We start from the raw sequence: 18,048 nt of genomic DNA, 5'->3' as shown, positions 1-18,048 counted from the left end.
ACAGTTACTTTACCTTATTCTTTATCTTCTTTTAATCCTAAAGTCATTACCATAGCAAATGCAACAGCAGCAGAAACAAGCATTCCTACAGCAACACACCAGAAATTATCAGTCATGAATACTGGTGTTGATAAGATACATGAGTTAACGAAAGCTAATGCACGTCCACCAAAAAGACCAACAATAGCGCCACCAACAGCACCGCCAACCACTGTTGCAAGCATAGCTGTTTTAAATTTCAAGAAAATACCATAGATACCTGGTTCTGTAATACCAATAAATGCTGAAATAGCAGTTGAAGCTCCAATTTGCTTGTTTTCTGATTTTTTAGCTTTAATCCAAACTGCTAAACAAGCACCAAATAAAGCTAATGTTCCCATTGTGTTCATTGGAAGCAACCAGTCATATCCCATTTCCGCAATATTTCCTAAAGCAATTGTACTTAATGATAAATGCATACCTGTCATAACAACAAATAAACGAGATCCACCGATAATTGCACCAGCAATAACTGGAGATAAGCCATATAAGAAGTTAAATAACCCAACTAATAATGTAGAAATATACATAGCAAGAGGTCCAATACAAATTAATGTCAATGGAGTCATTATCAATAAAACTAACATTGGAACAAATACGATTCTTAAACTCTTTGGAATCCATTTGTTAATGTATTTGTACACATAGCTTAAAATCCAAACAGTCATAATGATTGGAATTGTACTACCAAAATATCTAGGGAATGGAATAGGCAATCCAAATAAGCTCATTGCTGCTTCACCAGCTGCATTTCCTGCAGTCATTGTTGGGTAAAGCAATACTCCGGCAAGAGATAGTGCCATACCTGTATTTGTTTCAAAATGTTTTGCTGATGACCATGCTACCAAAAATGGCAAAAAGTAGAATGCACAATCCCCCGCCATAGTTAAAACAACGTTAAATGTAGAAGCTGGATCTACCCCACAATAAGAAGTAAGAATTGTTGAGATACCTTTGATCATACCAGCGCCAGCCAATGCAGGAATGACTGGCAACAATACAGCTGCTAGAGTTTGGAAAATCGTATTAATTCCAAATTTTTTCTTTGAATCATCTAAATTTTCTTCAATTTTAGTTTCTTCAGTAAGATTAGCTACTTTGCAAAAATCTTTATATACTTCATCAACATGCTGTCCAATAATAACTTGTAGTTGATTTGCATTCCATTGGAATCCAGTTACACCAGTTAATTTTCCAATATCTTCTGCTTTAACTAAACCTTTGTCTTTCACATTTAATCTTAAACGAGTAATACAGTGATAAGCTCGAGTGATGTTTTCTTTTCCACCGGCTAAATCAAGAATTTCTTTTGATAATTCTGTATAATCTTTCTTAACCATTTTCTCTTCCTCCTATTTGATTATATATTTTCAGATAACATTGCGCGCCTATTGTTATCGTAAAAATTAAAGTTAACTATTGCTTTTCTTCTCTACTACTTAATCTATTTATATGAAGAATCAAATACAGTAGCTCTTCATCATTTGGATTAATTTCGAGTGCTCTACATGCCTTTTTTGCACAATCATATGTCTTTGGATATTCTTTAACCAATTGATCAAAAATCTTTTTATTCTTTGTTTTTACTTCCGTATTATTCGCAATTCTATCTAACAAATAATACATATGAGAAACAAATCTTGAATAATTAAAACCTTCTCGATCAATTTTTAGACCATTATATTCTTCAATAATTTGAGTACATCTTTCTATTTTTTCTTGGTTCGATTCACCTGTACTTATGCAACTTTTTAATCCATAATCAACAACATGCAATGTAATTACAGCTGCTTCTTGTTTAGGTAATTCGACGTTTAATTTTTCTTTAATTAACTTTAAAGCGTATTCTCCAATTTGAATTTCCTTTGGATACATATGTTTAACTTCATGAATCAAAGGTAAATCCAAATGAATATTTTCTTGTAACCTTTTAATACTAAATGTAATGTGGTCAGCAAGTGTGAAAATCAAATTTTCATTAAAACTCCCTTTGAAATTTTTATTGGCATAATCAATAATTTGAGAACTAACATTGATTGCTTCTTCTGGAATTTGTGAGAGCATATCAATGTAAATAGGATTAATATTATAAAAGGTTCTTTCAACTTTTTGGATCGGAACTTCGTATGGAGGTTTCATAAAACCAATTCCTTTCCCAAAAGCCACAACTTCATTTCCCTTAGAATCTATACACAGCGATATATTATTATGAATATTTTTTACCACTTTCATAAATGCCCTCCTAAACAAAAAAACTCTTCAAACTCATCTACAACACAACAAAAAATGTGTTATAGGACAAGCCTCGAAGAGTAACTAACCTATTTACATTATAATTTATATCACAAAGATGTAACCGGTGTCAATATTTTTTTATTCCTTGTACTTTATTCTTATATGCTTGAAAATATCACTCTTAATTTAATACCTTGTATCCATTGTTTCTTTTTGCGAACTAATAAATCTTATTTCTCATTTTAACAATAAATTTATTGTATGTTGTAAAGTCTAATTTCTTTCTACTATTATAGTATGCCTAATGAAATAAAAAACTTATCATCACGACAAGCTTTTTATATGTCAATTTCTTTTTTAATAAAATTTTCTTCTATTACTTCAAACATCAATGCTGCATCATTTTTATTTACCTGTTTCTGCAGCATTAATACACGAACAGTAAGTTCACGATAACCAAATGCGACCTTAATTATATCTCCAACTTTTACTTCTGTAGAAGGCTTCGCAACCTTTCCATTTACAAAGACACGCTGATTATCCGCAAGTTCTTTTGATACTGTTCTTCTTTTTAAAATACGAGCTGTTTTCAAATACTTATCCAGACGCATAACTTCACCTCTACCACATAGTTTACCATTTATTGTAACTGTTGGCGAGATAAAAGTTGTGTAAATGCCTCAACTGCATATAATTCTTCTGTTGTTAATGTTTTCTTATCCAATAAAATCACAAATGCTCCATACCAGTCTCCACAGGAAGTAATTGGATAAATCAATCCTCCATATTTCTCTTGTGAGTCTTTATACACATGTTCATTTTCAAATGAAATCATACGATGTACATGACATTTCTGCATAAACATCTCTTTTAACTGAATTCCTTTTTGTTCCAGCAAACTATCCTGAATAAAGAAAACCGTATTCTGATACATAGCATGCAGCGTTTCACACATAATTTCAATTTCTTCTGCATGTGCTGATAAATGATCATGCTTTTGTATAATGATACGATCACTATCCGTATAAAATTCGATAGAATCTCCTTCCTTTAATCGATATTTTTTTCTTATTTCTTTTGGAATAACCAAACGTCCCAAATCATCTAGTCGTCTAACAATGCCTGTTGCTTTCACTTTACAAACACTCCTTTACTACCGTTAAGTATGAACAATAGAGGTGTTTTTTATACCATATCTTGACTATATTTCTATAAATTTCCTTTATGAAATGCACATAAATATACCTTATATAACCACTCTAACTATATATGATTAACCTTTAGAAGTCAAAATTTGTAGAATGAAAGCAAATTAGAAGTAGGAGTGGATGTATCATGACCATGGGCGAAGTATGCTGCCAAAGAATTCATGAACTTTGTGATGAAAGAAACATTTCTTTAAATAAACTAAGTATCATTTGCGGAATAACACAGTCAACTCTCAGCAATATCACTTCCGGAAGAAGCAAAAATCCAACTGTCGCAACCATAAAGAAAATATGCGATGGATTAGATATGACACTAGTAGAATTTTTTGATACAGATTTATTTAATACATTAGATCAGGAAATCAAATAAAAAAAGCAGGCATGAAAGTGGAAAAACTCCATAAAGCCTGCATTTTTATTTACTTTACAAACAACATATATATAAAGAACAAATATCCAAGAACTGCAATTCCCATAAACAAATAATATTCTGTTTGATTTCCTTTTCGTTTATATTCTATTGCGATAGCAAATACTTTTGTTATATCTGCAAATACAACAACAGGCAGCGCAATATGATCAGGTATGATATTACATAATCCTAATAAAGCAAATAGAAACAGAACCATTGTGGATATCATCGAAACACTGTATTTAAGCCTCATATTTTCTCCTCCTTATAAAAACCAGTTAATCGGATTTAAAATTTCATAAAAGAAATCTAAAAACAACTCTCTGAATTTATCTTTCCACTCTACTTTATGTCTATGAATATACAAAATGGTTTTGATAACAGAGATACCAACAATAAACAGAATATAAATGGTAATGGATACTGTTATAATTTCTATTATTTCCCCAATAATCTTTCCCATATACGCTCTCCTTGCATAATCAAAAATCTACTATATTTCAATGTTATCTTAACATAAAGCAGTTCATTGCAGAAAATTATGTTATATCCACGTTTATAACTTCCTGTTACTATCGTATACTATATCTCTAAAAAATGTATAAAGAAAGATAAAAGAAAAAAGACTTTCTATAAAATCCTATAGAAAATCTTTTCAAGTAGTATCATTCTAATTCCTGTATACACTTTAATCCTAATTCCAGTGTAAACATTTCTTTTTCATCCTCAACATGCAAATACCCATCATGAATTTTTACAATAGAACGACAGTTATTCATACCTATTTTAGATGAAGCTGCCTTTAAATTTCTTTTTTTCTTATAATTTGAAATTTTCACAATCAAAAAATTATCTTTCAAATAATATTCTACAAAGATTTCTTTTTGTAAATCTGCATATTTTTCAATATTAGAAAAAATATTATCAAACAATCTTTGAATCAATCCTGTATTTACCAAAAGCATAGAGGTAACATCCTGTATGTTTCTTACAACCTTTACACCATTTTCTTCAAAATCAATCAACTTATCTTCTACAAGCTGTGCAATCAATTCATTTCCTTCCACAGCTTCTTTTTGGATTTCATCTTTTTTTGATACAAGCAAAGAATGTTCAAAAAGCTGATTGGTAATCTCACGGATGCGTATAGATTTATCAAAAGAAGTTTTTATGTATTTTCTTGTTGTCTCATCTAATGTATTGTCTTTTAAAGCAAGTTCCAAATAGCCACTTAATGATGTTAAAGGTGTACGGATATCATGAGAAAGTGAAGTTATTAAATCGGTGTTTGTTTTATATACTTCTTTTTCTTTTTCCATTTTATCTACAAGCGATGCTTTCAGATGATTGATGGATTCCGCTACATATGTAATCTCATCATTTCCTTTTATACTAATAGCCTGTTCAAAAGCCCCGCTGCTAATTGTATCCAATTCCGTTTTTATTTTTTCTAAATATTTTATCTTTCGATTGATACTAAACATAACAATTATAAAAAATAGAAAGAAGGAAAGAAACAATAAGATATTAGATAAATATCCATATAGCTTGTATTCTGGAAAACATATCATAACTCCATCAAGAAGCTTATCTTGAAATTCCACCTGTACATAGTTTTCTTTTGAAACGCCTTCTATTTCCTCTATTAAATACCCCTCTTTTTCTACAACACCATACATGGAATCATAAATAAGCTTATCTTTTTCATATAGCTGCAGGATAATATTTGGATGTTTTACTGCCCACTCGTCCAGAGCTAAAAGCTGGTTAGATTTTAACGTATGTTCATTAACATACTCCTGTAATGATTTCATTTCAGTTTCTTTCAGTCTTTGTGTATAAGTATCGGATTCATAATACCTTTGTAAAGCTTCCAGCACTCCCATTGAAGCAAAATAGAAAAAAGCAAGGGATAACAGCATTGCGACGATTATCGTAATGGACAATTTATTTCGCAATCGAAATATTTTTCTATACTTAATTTGCAAGACAATATCCCCTTCCCCAAATATTCTTTATATATTTAGGGTGTTTTACATCATCCCCTAGTTTTTTACGAAGATTTTTTATATGTACCATTACTGTGCTGTTCATTAGATAATCGTATTCTTCATTCCAGACACTTTCATATATGTTTTGAATAGAAAATATCTTATTTGGGTGTTCAAGAAGCAATAACAAAATAGAGTATTCTATGTTTGTTAATATGATTTCTTCACCATCTTTAGAAACTCTGGAAGTTGCTTTATCTACAACAACATCTTTAAGAATTATTTTTTGATTTGACTGCATAACAGGTTCATGATATTCGGTATACCTTCGAACCAATGCTCCTACTCTGGCAAGCAGCTCCATACTGGAAAAAGGTTTTGCCAGATAATCATCTCCACCCATAGATAAGCCTATATATTTATCATATTCTGTTGCCTTTGCGGTTAAAAACAAGATAGGAATATGATATTGCTTACGTATATCTATACATGTGGCAATACCATCTTTTTTCGGCATCATAACATCCAAAATCATACATTGAAAACTACTGTCAATAAGTGAAATAGCATCTTCTCCATTTGATGCTTCCACTATTTCATATCCATCTTTTTCAAGCAGCAATCGTAAAACATCACGAATATCTGCATCATCATCTACAATTAATATTTTTCCTTTTGCCATATATTCATCGAGTATCTTCCTCAATGTACACCACCTTTCTATATTACATAATAAACGATATAAGTTTATCATATATAGGAATTAAGTTGCCAATCTTAAATCAAAAAATTATTCGTTACTTTTATTTACATATTGTCTTGTGTAAGTTTCAAAATATTCATCATTCACATGTTCGCTTCCCTCATTGTTCAAGCTTACAAATACAGGTGGATTCTTTCCTTTATCTATGATATATTTTGCACATTGTACACTGATTGCCTGAACAATAAAAGAATTGGCCATGGAAGAAGTAGGACACATTTTCATTTCAAGATTTTCCAGTTTTAAACAGGCATCTCCAATCTCTCCGCAATTATCAATTACAATGTCTGCCACTTCTTCTAAATGTTTTCCACTAGAATGTCTGGATGGCGTTGAACGAGAATGTTTAAGACTTGTAATACCAATCACTTTTGCGCCTTTTTCTTTTGCGCAAAGTGCCAGTTCTACAGGATATGCATTTCTTCCAGAATTAGACGCAATCAAAACAACATCATCTTTCCCAATCTTGTATAAATCACATAAAATGCTGGCATAGCCAGGTAAACGTTCTATATAAGAACTTTTGGTAGGATGTTCTGTTAATGTAAGCTCTGTTGTAAGAATTGGAATGACAAAAGCCAAACCTCCGGCTCTTCCATAAAATTCCTCTGCCACTGTATGAGAATGTCCACTTCCACTTACATAAAAATGATGATTTGATACAAAACATTCCGCAATCATTTCTGCGGACCGATCTAATGCCTCCTTCTGTGTTTCCTGAATTTTTTTAATTACAGAAAGGCCTTTTTCAAATACGCTATCAATCATAAGATTACCTCCTAGTAACTACTTTCATTGTATACCTTATAGATTAAAAAAAGAAGAGCAATTCTCTTCTTTTAATAATACAATTTTGCTTTATCACATGAATTAAACAAACGACATTTTTCTTCTACTACCTTCGCACATTCTTCCATACATTCTGGATAGATTTCCAATGGTTCTCTATATCCAGGATTTGCATTTAGAACTTCTCTGCATTTGTTATAGAATGCAATTTTAATATCGCTAGAAATATTTATTTTGCAAATTCCATTTTTAACTGCTGCTGCAATTTCTTCATCTTTATTAGATGAACCACCATGTAAAACAAGAGGTATAGAAACTTCATTTGTGATTTCATTTAATATATCAATACGCAATTCAGGTTTCATATCTTTCGGATAAATACCATGAGCTGTTCCGATTGCAACTGCAAAGGTATCAATTCCTGTATCTTCAATAAATTGTTTTGCTTCACTTGGGACAGTGTATATAACTCCTTCTGTTCCTCCTTCAATAGAATTTCCGGTAGTACCTATTGTACCTAGTTCAGATTCCACACTTACATTTGCCATGTGTGCTGTTTCTACTACTTTTTTTGTAATTGCTACATTTTCTTCATATGGCAACTTAGAAGCATCTATCATAACAGAAGTCATTCCAGCTTGAATTGCTCGTACTACAGTTTCATATTTATCCCCATGATCCAAATGAATTACTACAGGAACATCTGTTTTACTTGCCTCATAAATCATTGCCTGAATCTGTGCATTTCCAACAAAATCAAATTCATCTGGGCTCATTTCTAAAATCACTGGTGACTTCAACTCATTAACTTTTTTCATTACTGCTTTTAATAACTGATCGCTCCCAATATTGAAAGCAGGAACAGCAAATTGATTTTCTTGTGCTACCTTTAACAAATCTTTCATATTCATCAACATAATTTTCATCCTCCTATTTTTATATTGATTTACCTGCAGATCCAGATAACTGAATGTAATGTTTAATAATTTCTTGACTTTCTTTTTCAACTTGATGCATCATTACCCAATAATTAATATCTGGATTTTTCTCTAAATGTGTTTTTATCGCTTTTGTATTTGCATTCATAAAATCGCATCCTACATTTATTTTATTTATTCCATTCTCTACAGATTTTCTAATATTTTCATCACCTGATCCTGAACCGCCATGAAGAACTAAAGGCATATTTGTCAATCTCTTTATTTCTTTTAATCGTTCAAAATCAAAAGATGGCACATATCCTTTCGGATAATTTCCATGAGAAGAACCATAAGAAACTGCCAAACAGTCTACACCTGTTTCTTTTACAAAACGAAGTGCTTGTTCAGGATCGGTCTTCATTTGGTCATCAGTGAAATTTCCTTCTGTACCACCCATACAGCCAATTTCACCTTCAACACTAGCTCCATAAACTTTTGCAAAATCAACGATTTCTTTCGTTATCGCGATGTTGTTATCTAAATCATATCGACTTGCATCTATCATAACAGATGTATATCCATCATGTAACGCCTTTTTTACTAACCCAATATTTACACCATGATCAAAATTTAAAGCTACTTCAACACTAGCACGTTGGGCTAATAATCTTACAATTGGTGCAATCAACTCACTATCACAATGATTTTCCATATGTTCTTGTACAATATTAATAATAATTGGTGCACGAAGAGATTGCGCCGCCTCAATTACAGCACGAGTAGTTTCTATATTAAAGCAATTTATTGCCATTACAGCATAATTGCCTTTATTTGCTCTTTCCAGCATTCCTTTCATTGATACATACATAAACTATTACCTTCTAAATTCCTATAATTATCCTATTGTAATATTAGATAAATCAACTTCTTCTTCAACTTCTTCCTGAATACCTGCTGCCTGTTCCTCAGTTAATGGTTTTTTCAAAAGGACTAAGATAATTGCAGTTACACAAGAACCAATCAATAGCGCCAATACTGCAACAAGTGGTTCAGACATTGCTGGAATAACAAATACACCACCACTTGGTACAGGACTCCCATTTCCAAAATAGAAGCTAATAGCACCGCATACTCCACATCCAATAGATGTTGAAACTACTGTACGAATCAAATCATTCATTGCGATAGGAATTACACCTTCAGAAATCATACATAATCCCATTGGAAATGCAACTTTAACATTTTCTACTTCCTGATTCGTAAAAATACGTTTCTTCATTAACTTAGAGAATAGGTATGCAAACGTGATTCCAATTGGAGGTACCATAGCCGCTAGGACTTTAATTCCTTCTGGTTCAGTAATTCCTTCAAGTAGCAAACCATCACAAATTAGATTTGGAACTTTAGAAATTGCTCCACCATAATCAATACATCCAATTGCTCCTATAATAAATCCATACATTGCTTTAGAAGACTGATCCAATCCTGTAATAAAGTTTGTTAATCCATTTGTCATTAATGTAATAGGAGTACCTAATACAAAATACATCAACAACCCTCCAACAATTGCAGTAAGTGTTGGAATGATCATCATAGGCATTAAAGCTTCAGCCCATTTAGGAACTTTTACATATTTATGGATTGCCAGTGCGATATAACCTGCAACAAACCCACCAATTAAACCGCCTAAGAATCCAGCACCTAGAAAAGATGCAATCTGTCCCATTAAAAATCCGGGAGCAATACCTGGACGATCTGCAATTGAGTAAGCGATGTATCCAGAAATAAAGGATGGTAATAACCCCATACCTAATACTCCTAGTGAAGTAAGAGCACTAGGAACTGTCATTTTAGTCAAGTCTGTTACTACTTGTCCTCCCATTAAATTCCCTATTGCAATTAATAAACCTGATGCAACTACTAACGGCAACATATAAGAAATAGCCGTAAGCATATGTCTTTTTAATTCTTGTCCTAACCCTTTCATATTCTTTTCTCCTTATATTATTTTGTTAATTCTGATTCAATTTTCTGTAATAATTGTTTTGGAGCTTTTACAACGATGCTAGTAGGAACTTTTACTTGTTTTTTGCCTTCAAAACGTTCTGTTCCAGTAATTGCAATATCAACTGCCAAAATAACAACATCCGCCTCTTGAATCTGTTCAGGTTTCAATTCATCTTCTGTACCGATTGTCCCCTGTGTTTCAACATGAATTTCATGTCCTAGTGCTTCAGCAGCACGAATTAATTTTTCTTTTGCAATGTACGTATGAGCAATTCCTGATGTACATGCAGCAACAGCAACAATTTTCATAATGCTTTCTCCCTTCTTTTTTTATCTGCTTAAATATTATCAAAGATTAGGTTCTGTAAATTTCTACTATGGTCTTTTTAATATGGTACTTTTTTTCTCATTGAAAAATACAAGGGCAAATAAATATGGTACTTTTTTACGCAAATACACTTTTTAAATCTTCTATCGTTTCTGCTGAGAGCATTTTTTCAACTGCCTCATCATTTCCAAGTTTTCTTGCAATATCGGCTAATAATAACATATGATTTCTAGCATATTCATGATTATTGCTTACAGCAAATAGAAACACTAGTTTTACTCCTTTTCCATCTAAAGTTTCCCATTCAATTTCATGATCTAGTTTTGCAATAGCAATACCAACTTGCGTAACTGAATCACTTTTTCCATGAGGAATTGCAATATAATTACCAATTCCTGTTGTTCCTTCGCTTTCTCTTAAATAAATATCTTTTTTAAACCCTTCCACATCATCTATATAGCCTGCTTCCTTTAAACGATTAGCTAATAACGTTAATACTTCCTCTTTATTTTCTGCATGTGCATGCAAATCAATGATTCTTTCATCTAGTACATCTAATACCTGCATATTTTTCTCTCCTTTTATTGTATTAAATATTTATATAGTTCCAATGCATTTCTTGCATTTCGAATAACACTTATTTTTTCATTTGTTTCTATTAAAGAAATAAATTCTTGATAAAAAGACTGAACGCGTTTAATTTCATCATGTGTTGACAGCTTAAAAGCTAAAAGAAAAATCACATCTACCATTTCCTCTTTATCCCAACTAATTGGCTTTTTTAATGTAATAATAGCTACACGCGATTGGTTGACATATGCCTGCATTCCGTGTGGTAAAGCAACATAATTCCCAATCGCTGTAGATGTCGCCTGTTCCCTTTCATATACGGACTGTGCAAATAAAGGCATGACATATCCATGACTTTCTAAAGCCTTCGAAACATAAAATAAAATATCTTTTTTTTCAGTATAATCTAAATTCAAAAAGATAAGTTCCGGATCAAACAATGGATAGCAAATAGGGCTAAATGTTTTTTTATGAACATAAAACGATAAATTCAACTCATCCATAAATGTTCGCAATTTAATCATTCCATCATCACTTAATAAATTTGATATTACAATGACCCTATTGTCTTTTTCTAATAATTCTCTACTTGTAATAATCATATCGGCATCATCTCTATGTTCGTGAAGTTTAAAATCATGTCTCGATATGATTTGTATTTCTTTTATTTCTGGTATTGTACGAGAAATACGTTCACAAATTAGTTGTGCATGACCTCGAGTGAAGTCTTCAATCAAGATTGCACGATAGCGTTGCGTATGTCTTTCTAACGCGGACTGAATATATAATGTAATAAATCCTATTTCATCCTCTGTAATTTGAACATCATAATATTTCTCAAATAAAATTGACACAGACCATGTAGCGCGAAAAACCTTTTTATATTCCGATTTTATAAAACTTACCAAAGAATTATTTTGTGGTGATCCATATCGTAATCGAAAAATCGTTGAACGCAAATGAAATACAAGACTTTCTTTCAATTTAATATCATCACACAACTCTTTCTCTAATACTTTCCCAATCGTTTTAAGCATTTCATCTACAAAGTTTAAAAGCTTTAAATCATACATCTGAATCATTTTCCATGTTTCTTTTGGCTGGTCAATCCCCATGAATTTTGAACACATAATTTGTGTAGCCAGAAATAATATATCTTCATTAGAAAACATAATATGCATGCGATCATGAAGCTTTTGAAAAATTGCAACCGTAAATGGATATTCGTTATATCTCTCCAGAATTTCCATATCTTCTTGCTGAATATGAATAGGAATACTAAAATCTTTTCTCTGACAAGCTAAACAACAATATATTAAAATCTCATAGAAAGAATCATCTGTAAATTTATAATTCCATTCATTTTCTGTTTCCACTATACATTTATCAATTAAATTAACATCAATATTATGGAAAAAAAGCTGAATGTTGTTTCGTATTTCTTCTATTGATTTTTTAGAACATATAAAATCTTTCAAAGCTCTTCGATAATCATTCTCGTGATACGACAAATAGAACCCATGACTTCTTTCATTTACAATTCGAATATTATACTTCTCCAAAAAAGCTTGACACTCTTTTATGACTTTTAATACGGTTGGATTTGACAAATATAACTCTTGTGCCAGCTTTTGTGTAGTTACACTTTCTCTAGGTAACAATTTAAATAGTATTCGAAGTATTTCATCTTGACGATCCTTAACTTCTTTTACAACAATTGTTTGATTCGAAACAATCCACTCTTGAAGTTGTTTCTTCTGTTCCTCTCCTGTCTCTAACCATACCCCAACACGAGGCTTTTTTTCAATGGAACCCAATTCAAGTTCCTTTAGATAATATTCAACTTGCTCTAACTTATTTCTTGTAGCTTTTTCTGATAAATTGATTTCTTCTGCTATTTCTTTTGTAGAATGAATCTTCCCATCTAATAAACACCTTATTATTTCTCTAATATAAAAATTAGATTTTTCCACCTTCACTATATACCACCTACTTTAATGTGAGACTGATTGAAATACCAGACAAGCTGCCCCTAATAATCCGCTGTCTTCATTTAATGTGGATTTACGCACCTTTACATATGGTTTTACAACGTCATAGACTCTTTCCTTTACCATAGCCTCTATTTCTTCTACAAAACCTTCAATCTTCAAAGCAACCGATCCTCCCAAAATAATAATCTCTGGATCTGTATAGGCTTGAATATTAGCTATAAAATTTGCAAGATAGATTTTTGCATCTTGCATAATTTCTTTTGCCACTTTGTTCCCTTCTTTTGCTAAATCATTTACCTGTCCTGCATGTTCTACTTTCAATCCTCGTTTTTTAGCCTGCTCAATGATTCCTGTTCCACTGGATATAGCTTCAATTCCACCTGGATAAATCATCCCATGACTTGGACCTTCATGTTTCATACAACAATTAGCAACTTCATTTGCAAAGCCATGAGCACCAATAAAAATTTTTTTATTAATAACAAGACCTGCACCTAATCCTGTTGATACTGTTAAATACTGAACATAGTCATACGCTTTTCCTTCCCCAATGACACTTTCTGCAAGTGCTGCTAAATTTGCATCATTTTCCAAATATACAGGAATATGTATTTTTTCTTCTAACTTTTTACTTATTTCACAATCATGCCATTTCCCATGTAAATTTGGTGTAGTAAGAATTTTTCCTTTGATAAGATCTAATGGTCCTGGACAAGACATTCCTACTCCTACGATGTCTAGTTTAAATGAACTAATCGTTTCTACTATTTTGTCCATTGTCTTATCTGGATCATCCACATCTGTCAAGAATTGTATTCTTTCTATAATTTCATAACTTTCATTAATTAAGGCAACTCTAGTATTTGTACCTCCTATATCAATCCCTACTGCATATTTCATATATCTTTACCTCCACATCAAAAGAATATCATAGAGTAGTTAAAGAAAAATGAAAAGTATGGTCAAATAAATACGGTACTTTTTAACAATAAAAAAAAAGAAACTAAAGTAATTTTGAATATAACTTATCTGATATAGATTAAATTATATCAAACTTTGTTTTAAAACATAACTTATTACAATAAATATATATTTTTTAATAAAAAAAAACATCGTATCACAAACAAAACGATGTTTTAATATCAATTATTTATAATATAAATTAGTTTAAGAATTCTTATGATATTCTTCATACGCAGCTAAAATCTGCAGCATTTCTTCATAAGTTTCCATTTTGGTCAAAGCATCTTTCAACTTATGACTTCCAGGAAGTCCTTTTACATACCATGCAGCATGCCCTCTCATCTCACGCATTCCCACATGTTCGCCTTTTAAATCGCATAATCTTTGCGCATGCAGTTTCGCCATTGAAAATTTTTCCTCAATGCTTGGTGATGGAAGTTCTTCTCCTGTTTCCAGATATGCTGCGACTTCTTTGATTAGCCATGGATCACCCAAAACACCACGTCCAATCATCACCGCATCGCATCCTGTTTCTTCCAGCATACGCAAAGCATCTTCTTTGCTTCGAATATCACCATTACCAATAACAGGAATTGATACTGCTTCTTTTACCTGCTTGATGTAAGACCAGTCTGCCTTTCCTTCATACATTTGCTTTCTTGTTCTTCCATGTACTGCAATCGCACATACACCAACTTCTTCCAATCGTTTCGCAAGTTCTACACAGCATATCTGATCCATATCCCAGCCAATGCGCATTTTTACTGTTACCGGTTTTTTTACTGCTTCTACAACTGCCTTCGCAAGATTCACCGCATGATCTACATCTTTCATCAACGCACTTCCTGCATTTGATTTGATTATTTTATTAACTGGGCATCCCATATTGATATCAATAATATCACAGTCCGTTTTTTCATCAAGAAGTTTTGCTGCATATACCATTGTTTCGATGTCATGTCCAAAAATCTGCATAGTTAACGGATGTTCTTCTTTTTCCACATTTGTCATGCCAATTGTTTTTTCATTGTCATAATATAATGCCTTATCACTTACCATTTCTGTATAAATAAGTCCAGCTCCAAACTGCTTGCAGATAACACGAAAAGCAGGATTACTGATACCGGCCATAGGGGCAATGACTACCTGATTATCAATAACGATATCTCTGATTTTCCAGCTTTTATTTGGCATATTGTTCTATAAACCTTTCCAAATCTTTTAATTCTTCTTCACTAAACTGATATTTTTCTCCACAGAAATTGCAGGTAATTTCACATCCATGATCTTCTTCAATCATTTTCTGACGTTCTTCTTTAGAAAGTGTTGTTAGAACACGTTTCATGGTTGCTCGATCACAATGGCAGCGAAATTCAATGTCCTGTGTCGCCAGCACTTTTACATCATCGAACATACCTTCTAAAATAGCTTCCAGACTATCATGTTCTCTTAACAAAGTAGAGATATGTTTCATATTTGCGACAATTCCCTCTACTTTTACAATGTCTTCTTCTGTTGCATCTGGCATCATTTGAATAATCAATGCCCCCGCAGATAAAATAGAATTATCAGTATCCACCAATACACCTACAGATACTGCAGATGGTGTCTGCTCACTTACTGTAAAGTAGTATGCAAAATCATCTCCGATTTCACCACTTTGCAGCGCAACAGTTCCACTCCAGTTTTCTTTCATATTCAAGTCTTTAATTACTTCCAGATACCCTTCTTTACCAACTGCAGTTCCTACTGCCAGTTTTCCAGTATCGTTATACTGTAACATAATATGAGGATCTGATACAAAACCTCGTACATGTCCATCACTGTAGGCATCTACCAAAACCGTACCAATTGGGCCTCCTCCATTGATGCGAATCGTAAGCTGTTCCTTATCACTTTTCAACATGCTTCCCATTAAAGATGCCACACTTAATGTTCTACCTAAGGCAGCCGCACTTGTTGGCCATAAATCAAAACGTTTACGAGCATTTTCAACCAATGCTGTTGAATTACATATATAAATTCTTACCCTTTCTTCACAAGCCAGGGCTTTTACTAAATAATCTTTCATAATCTCACTCCTTACAAGCACATGTAGTATATCATAATCATATATAAAAAAGAAGAAGAAACCATTTCTTCTTCCCGTTCACCAATTTTCATTAAAACAAGAAATCATCCAATTCTAAAAGTTCATTGTCTATTTTTTCTTCATAGTCATGAATCTTTTTTTCTATAAGTCTTTGCATAGTTTTATTTTTTTCTAACTTAAACACAAGCAAAGCTACTTGAAAGATCAATTCATTTTCTTCACAGCATTCCGTATTCTCATCTATATATTTATTAAGAATTTCTTTTGCGCCATCCATATCTTTCATTTCTATTTTAGAACGTATATATGCCTGTACAGCATTTTGATCATCTTTATCCTCATCATACCATTTCTTGGAAAAAGCAAGTGCTTCTTCTCCTTTTTTCTGAGCAATTAATGAGAATACGATACGTATCTTGAAGTCAGAAGAAGACACTTCTTTCCAGTCAAACATTTCTAGAATTTTTTCACAAATCTGCAGTATTTCTGCATGCTTTTCTTCCTCTTCCAGATTATCTAAATAATCTTCCAGCCAGCCTTCAACATCATGTTCATAATCTGTTTCATCATCAAGCATATAAAATTCCCATGACCCTTTTTGATGTTTCGAAGCTTCTTTTTCAATAATCTCTAATAAAAGTTCGTATGTTTCTTTCCATACCTTATCATCTAATTTCCCCTGCATTATTTCCTTATAACATTTATCACTTGCTTTATCAAATAAATCCCATAATTTTTTCATATTTCTCCTCTCTTTAAAAAATATATCGTTAATTATAATATACTAAATTATACCGTTTCTTTAAATAGATAAACTTCTTTTTACCTGTACAGCCGAGGAAGTAGAAGCTGTTTTATACAGTTCCATCATAAATACACATTTATCTGCCCTTGTAATAGACGTTGTATATTCAAATATATTTCCATCTTCACTGCAGGTAGTTCTGGAAATTTTAAATCCTGGAACATCATAATCACAGTTTAATAACTTCTTATCCTCTGCACTTAAAAATACTGCCTCTATACTCTCTGTAGCATGATATGGCGTTAAGAAATAGTCTTCCTCTAATATTGTATAAAGAGAAAATTTAGAAAAATCCTTTTGTTCAATTCCCGGACATAAATGATAAGGGATATATGTATTTTCATAAAGCACTGCTTCTTTATCAGCACATCTTATACGCTTCAAAAAAAATACACTTTCATTATTTTTAGGAAGTTTCATACATTCTTTTATATTTTCTGGAATTTCTTTTAAAACTTTACATTCCAAAACAATAGAAGAAGGTTTCGCCCCCACACTTAACATATTCTCAGAAAAATTGTATAAATAATTGATATTTCTTTTTAATTTAGGATTTGTTACATGTGATCCTTTTCCTCTTCTACGTATTAAAAGTCCATCTTCAATAAGCATATCCATTGTTTTTCGAACTGTTGAGCGACTTACATGTAAAGTATCGCATATAACAATTTCTGGAAGCATCTGATCTCCTTCTTTTAAGATACCAGTTAATATAATTCTTTTGAAGTAATCATATAACTGCTGATAAAGCGGTTTTGTACTATCGATATCCAAGTGAAATGTTTCTTTAAAGTAATCTATATCCATATATGACCCTCACTTTTCGTTCTAATTGTATCATCTGTATCTATTGAATTCAATTAAAAGGGATTCCTGAATGCTGTTATAAATTATATAAAATGCACATTAATTGTATTGTTTGTACCATACAT

21 protein-coding genes are annotated in these 18,048 nt (G+C 32.1%); 1 reads left to right on the top strand and 20 read right to left on the bottom strand.

The window, feature by feature from the left end:
- Nucleotides 1-14 precede the first annotated feature (14 nt).
- The 4 genes from A9CBEGH2_RS10565 to A9CBEGH2_RS10550 all read right to left on the bottom strand — a co-directional run bounded on the left by A9CBEGH2_RS10565 (nucleotide 15) and on the right by A9CBEGH2_RS10550 (nucleotide 3,409).
- Complete coding sequence (locus A9CBEGH2_RS10565) at nucleotides 15-1,379, bottom strand: PTS transporter subunit EIIC (RefSeq protein ID WP_163104747.1); 1,365 nt, start codon at nucleotides 1,377-1,379, stop codon at nucleotides 15-17.
- A gap of 76 nt (nucleotides 1,380-1,455) precedes the next feature.
- A complete protein-coding gene (locus A9CBEGH2_RS10560) occupies nucleotides 1,456-2,271 on the bottom strand; it encodes a PRD domain-containing protein (RefSeq protein WP_163104745.1) in 816 nt (271 codons plus the stop codon).
- A 341-nt stretch (nucleotides 2,272-2,612) separates the two neighbouring features.
- Nucleotides 2,613-2,885: an RNA-binding S4 domain-containing protein gene (locus tag A9CBEGH2_RS10555; protein WP_118277512.1), complete on the bottom strand. Its 273-nt coding sequence runs from the start codon at nucleotides 2,883-2,885 to the stop codon at nucleotides 2,613-2,615.
- A 29-nt stretch (nucleotides 2,886-2,914) separates the two neighbouring features.
- A complete protein-coding gene (locus A9CBEGH2_RS10550; RefSeq protein WP_118277513.1) occupies nucleotides 2,915-3,409 on the bottom strand; it encodes an AbrB/MazE/SpoVT family DNA-binding domain-containing protein in 495 nt (164 codons plus the stop codon).
- Between the two features lie 200 nt (nucleotides 3,410-3,609).
- Here A9CBEGH2_RS10550 and A9CBEGH2_RS10545 point away from each other — a divergent pair, with 200 nt between their 5' ends.
- Nucleotides 3,610-3,852, top strand: coding sequence for a helix-turn-helix domain-containing protein (locus A9CBEGH2_RS10545; protein WP_115715985.1), 243 nt, complete (start codon nucleotides 3,610-3,612; stop codon nucleotides 3,850-3,852).
- Nucleotides 3,853-3,901: 49 nt separating this feature from the next.
- On the opposite strand, the gene A9CBEGH2_RS10540 is transcribed toward A9CBEGH2_RS10545, so the two are convergent.
- The 16 genes from A9CBEGH2_RS10540 to A9CBEGH2_RS10465 form a co-directional block, all read right to left on the bottom strand.
- A complete protein-coding gene (locus A9CBEGH2_RS10540; protein WP_163104743.1) occupies nucleotides 3,902-4,147 on the bottom strand; it encodes a hypothetical protein in 246 nt (81 codons plus the stop codon).
- A gap of 12 nt (nucleotides 4,148-4,159) precedes the next feature.
- Entirely contained in the window at nucleotides 4,160-4,357 is a 198-nt protein-coding gene (locus A9CBEGH2_RS10535) for a hypothetical protein (protein WP_118277515.1), read from the bottom strand.
- A 202-nt stretch (nucleotides 4,358-4,559) separates the two neighbouring features.
- Nucleotides 4,560-5,882 (bottom strand): HAMP domain-containing sensor histidine kinase, encoded by a 1,323-nt coding sequence (locus tag A9CBEGH2_RS10530; protein WP_118277516.1) that lies wholly within the window; start codon nucleotides 5,880-5,882, stop codon nucleotides 4,560-4,562.
- A complete protein-coding gene (locus A9CBEGH2_RS10525; RefSeq protein WP_232057279.1) occupies nucleotides 5,872-6,591 on the bottom strand; it encodes a response regulator transcription factor in 720 nt (239 codons plus the stop codon). The genes A9CBEGH2_RS10530 and A9CBEGH2_RS10525 overlap by 11 nt, the downstream gene beginning before the upstream one ends.
- Nucleotides 6,592-6,675: 84 nt before the next feature.
- A complete protein-coding gene (locus A9CBEGH2_RS10520) occupies nucleotides 6,676-7,416 on the bottom strand; it encodes a sugar isomerase domain-containing protein (RefSeq protein ID WP_115715990.1) in 741 nt (246 codons plus the stop codon).
- Between the two features lie 71 nt (nucleotides 7,417-7,487).
- Nucleotides 7,488-8,354, bottom strand: coding sequence for a ketose-bisphosphate aldolase (locus tag A9CBEGH2_RS10515; RefSeq protein ID WP_118277518.1), 867 nt, complete (start codon nucleotides 8,352-8,354; stop codon nucleotides 7,488-7,490).
- A 19-nt stretch (nucleotides 8,355-8,373) separates the two neighbouring features.
- Nucleotides 8,374-9,225 (bottom strand): class II fructose-bisphosphate aldolase, encoded by an 852-nt coding sequence (locus tag A9CBEGH2_RS10510; protein WP_118277519.1) that lies wholly within the window; start codon nucleotides 9,223-9,225, stop codon nucleotides 8,374-8,376.
- A 27-nt stretch (nucleotides 9,226-9,252) separates the two neighbouring features.
- Nucleotides 9,253-10,344: a PTS fructose transporter subunit IIC gene (locus A9CBEGH2_RS10505; RefSeq protein WP_118277520.1), complete on the bottom strand. Its 1,092-nt coding sequence runs from the start codon at nucleotides 10,342-10,344 to the stop codon at nucleotides 9,253-9,255.
- Nucleotides 10,345-10,361: 17 nt separating this feature from the next.
- On the bottom strand, nucleotides 10,362-10,673 hold the full coding sequence (locus A9CBEGH2_RS10500; protein WP_118277521.1) for a PTS fructose transporter subunit IIB: 312 nt from the start codon (nucleotides 10,671-10,673) through the stop codon (nucleotides 10,362-10,364).
- Nucleotides 10,674-10,809: 136 nt separating this feature from the next.
- Nucleotides 10,810-11,259 (bottom strand): PTS sugar transporter subunit IIA, encoded by a 450-nt coding sequence (locus A9CBEGH2_RS10495; RefSeq protein WP_118277522.1) that lies wholly within the window; start codon nucleotides 11,257-11,259, stop codon nucleotides 10,810-10,812.
- Between the two features lie 14 nt (nucleotides 11,260-11,273).
- A complete protein-coding gene (locus tag A9CBEGH2_RS10490; RefSeq protein WP_163104741.1) occupies nucleotides 11,274-13,241 on the bottom strand; it encodes a BglG family transcription antiterminator in 1,968 nt (655 codons plus the stop codon).
- Between the two features lie 15 nt (nucleotides 13,242-13,256).
- Nucleotides 13,257-14,156, bottom strand: coding sequence for an ROK family protein (locus A9CBEGH2_RS10485; RefSeq protein ID WP_163052296.1), 900 nt, complete (start codon nucleotides 14,154-14,156; stop codon nucleotides 13,257-13,259).
- 267 nt (nucleotides 14,157-14,423) lie between these two features.
- Nucleotides 14,424-15,413, bottom strand: a complete 990-nt coding sequence (dusB, locus tag A9CBEGH2_RS10480) for a tRNA dihydrouridine synthase DusB (RefSeq protein WP_118362092.1) — start codon at nucleotides 15,411-15,413, stop codon at nucleotides 14,424-14,426.
- On the bottom strand, nucleotides 15,403-16,290 hold the full coding sequence (gene hslO / locus A9CBEGH2_RS10475) for an Hsp33 family molecular chaperone HslO (protein ID WP_115715992.1): 888 nt from the start codon (nucleotides 16,288-16,290) through the stop codon (nucleotides 15,403-15,405). The genes dusB and hslO overlap by 11 nt, the downstream gene beginning before the upstream one ends.
- A 91-nt stretch (nucleotides 16,291-16,381) precedes the next feature.
- Complete coding sequence (locus A9CBEGH2_RS10470) at nucleotides 16,382-17,053, bottom strand: tetratricopeptide repeat protein (protein ID WP_118277566.1); 672 nt, start codon at nucleotides 17,051-17,053, stop codon at nucleotides 16,382-16,384.
- A 60-nt stretch (nucleotides 17,054-17,113) separates the two neighbouring features.
- On the bottom strand, nucleotides 17,114-17,923 hold the full coding sequence (locus A9CBEGH2_RS10465) for a GntR family transcriptional regulator (RefSeq protein ID WP_115715994.1): 810 nt from the start codon (nucleotides 17,921-17,923) through the stop codon (nucleotides 17,114-17,116).
- Between the last annotated feature and the right edge of the window lie 125 nt (nucleotides 17,924-18,048).

The organism is Amedibacterium intestinale (assembly GCF_010537335.1).
In the GTDB taxonomy this organism is placed as follows: domain Bacteria; phylum Bacillota_I; class Bacilli_A; order Erysipelotrichales; family Erysipelotrichaceae; genus Amedibacterium; species Amedibacterium intestinale.
The sequence above is the reverse complement of the archived record's forward strand: the minus strand, read 5'-3'. Positions and strand labels throughout refer to the sequence as shown.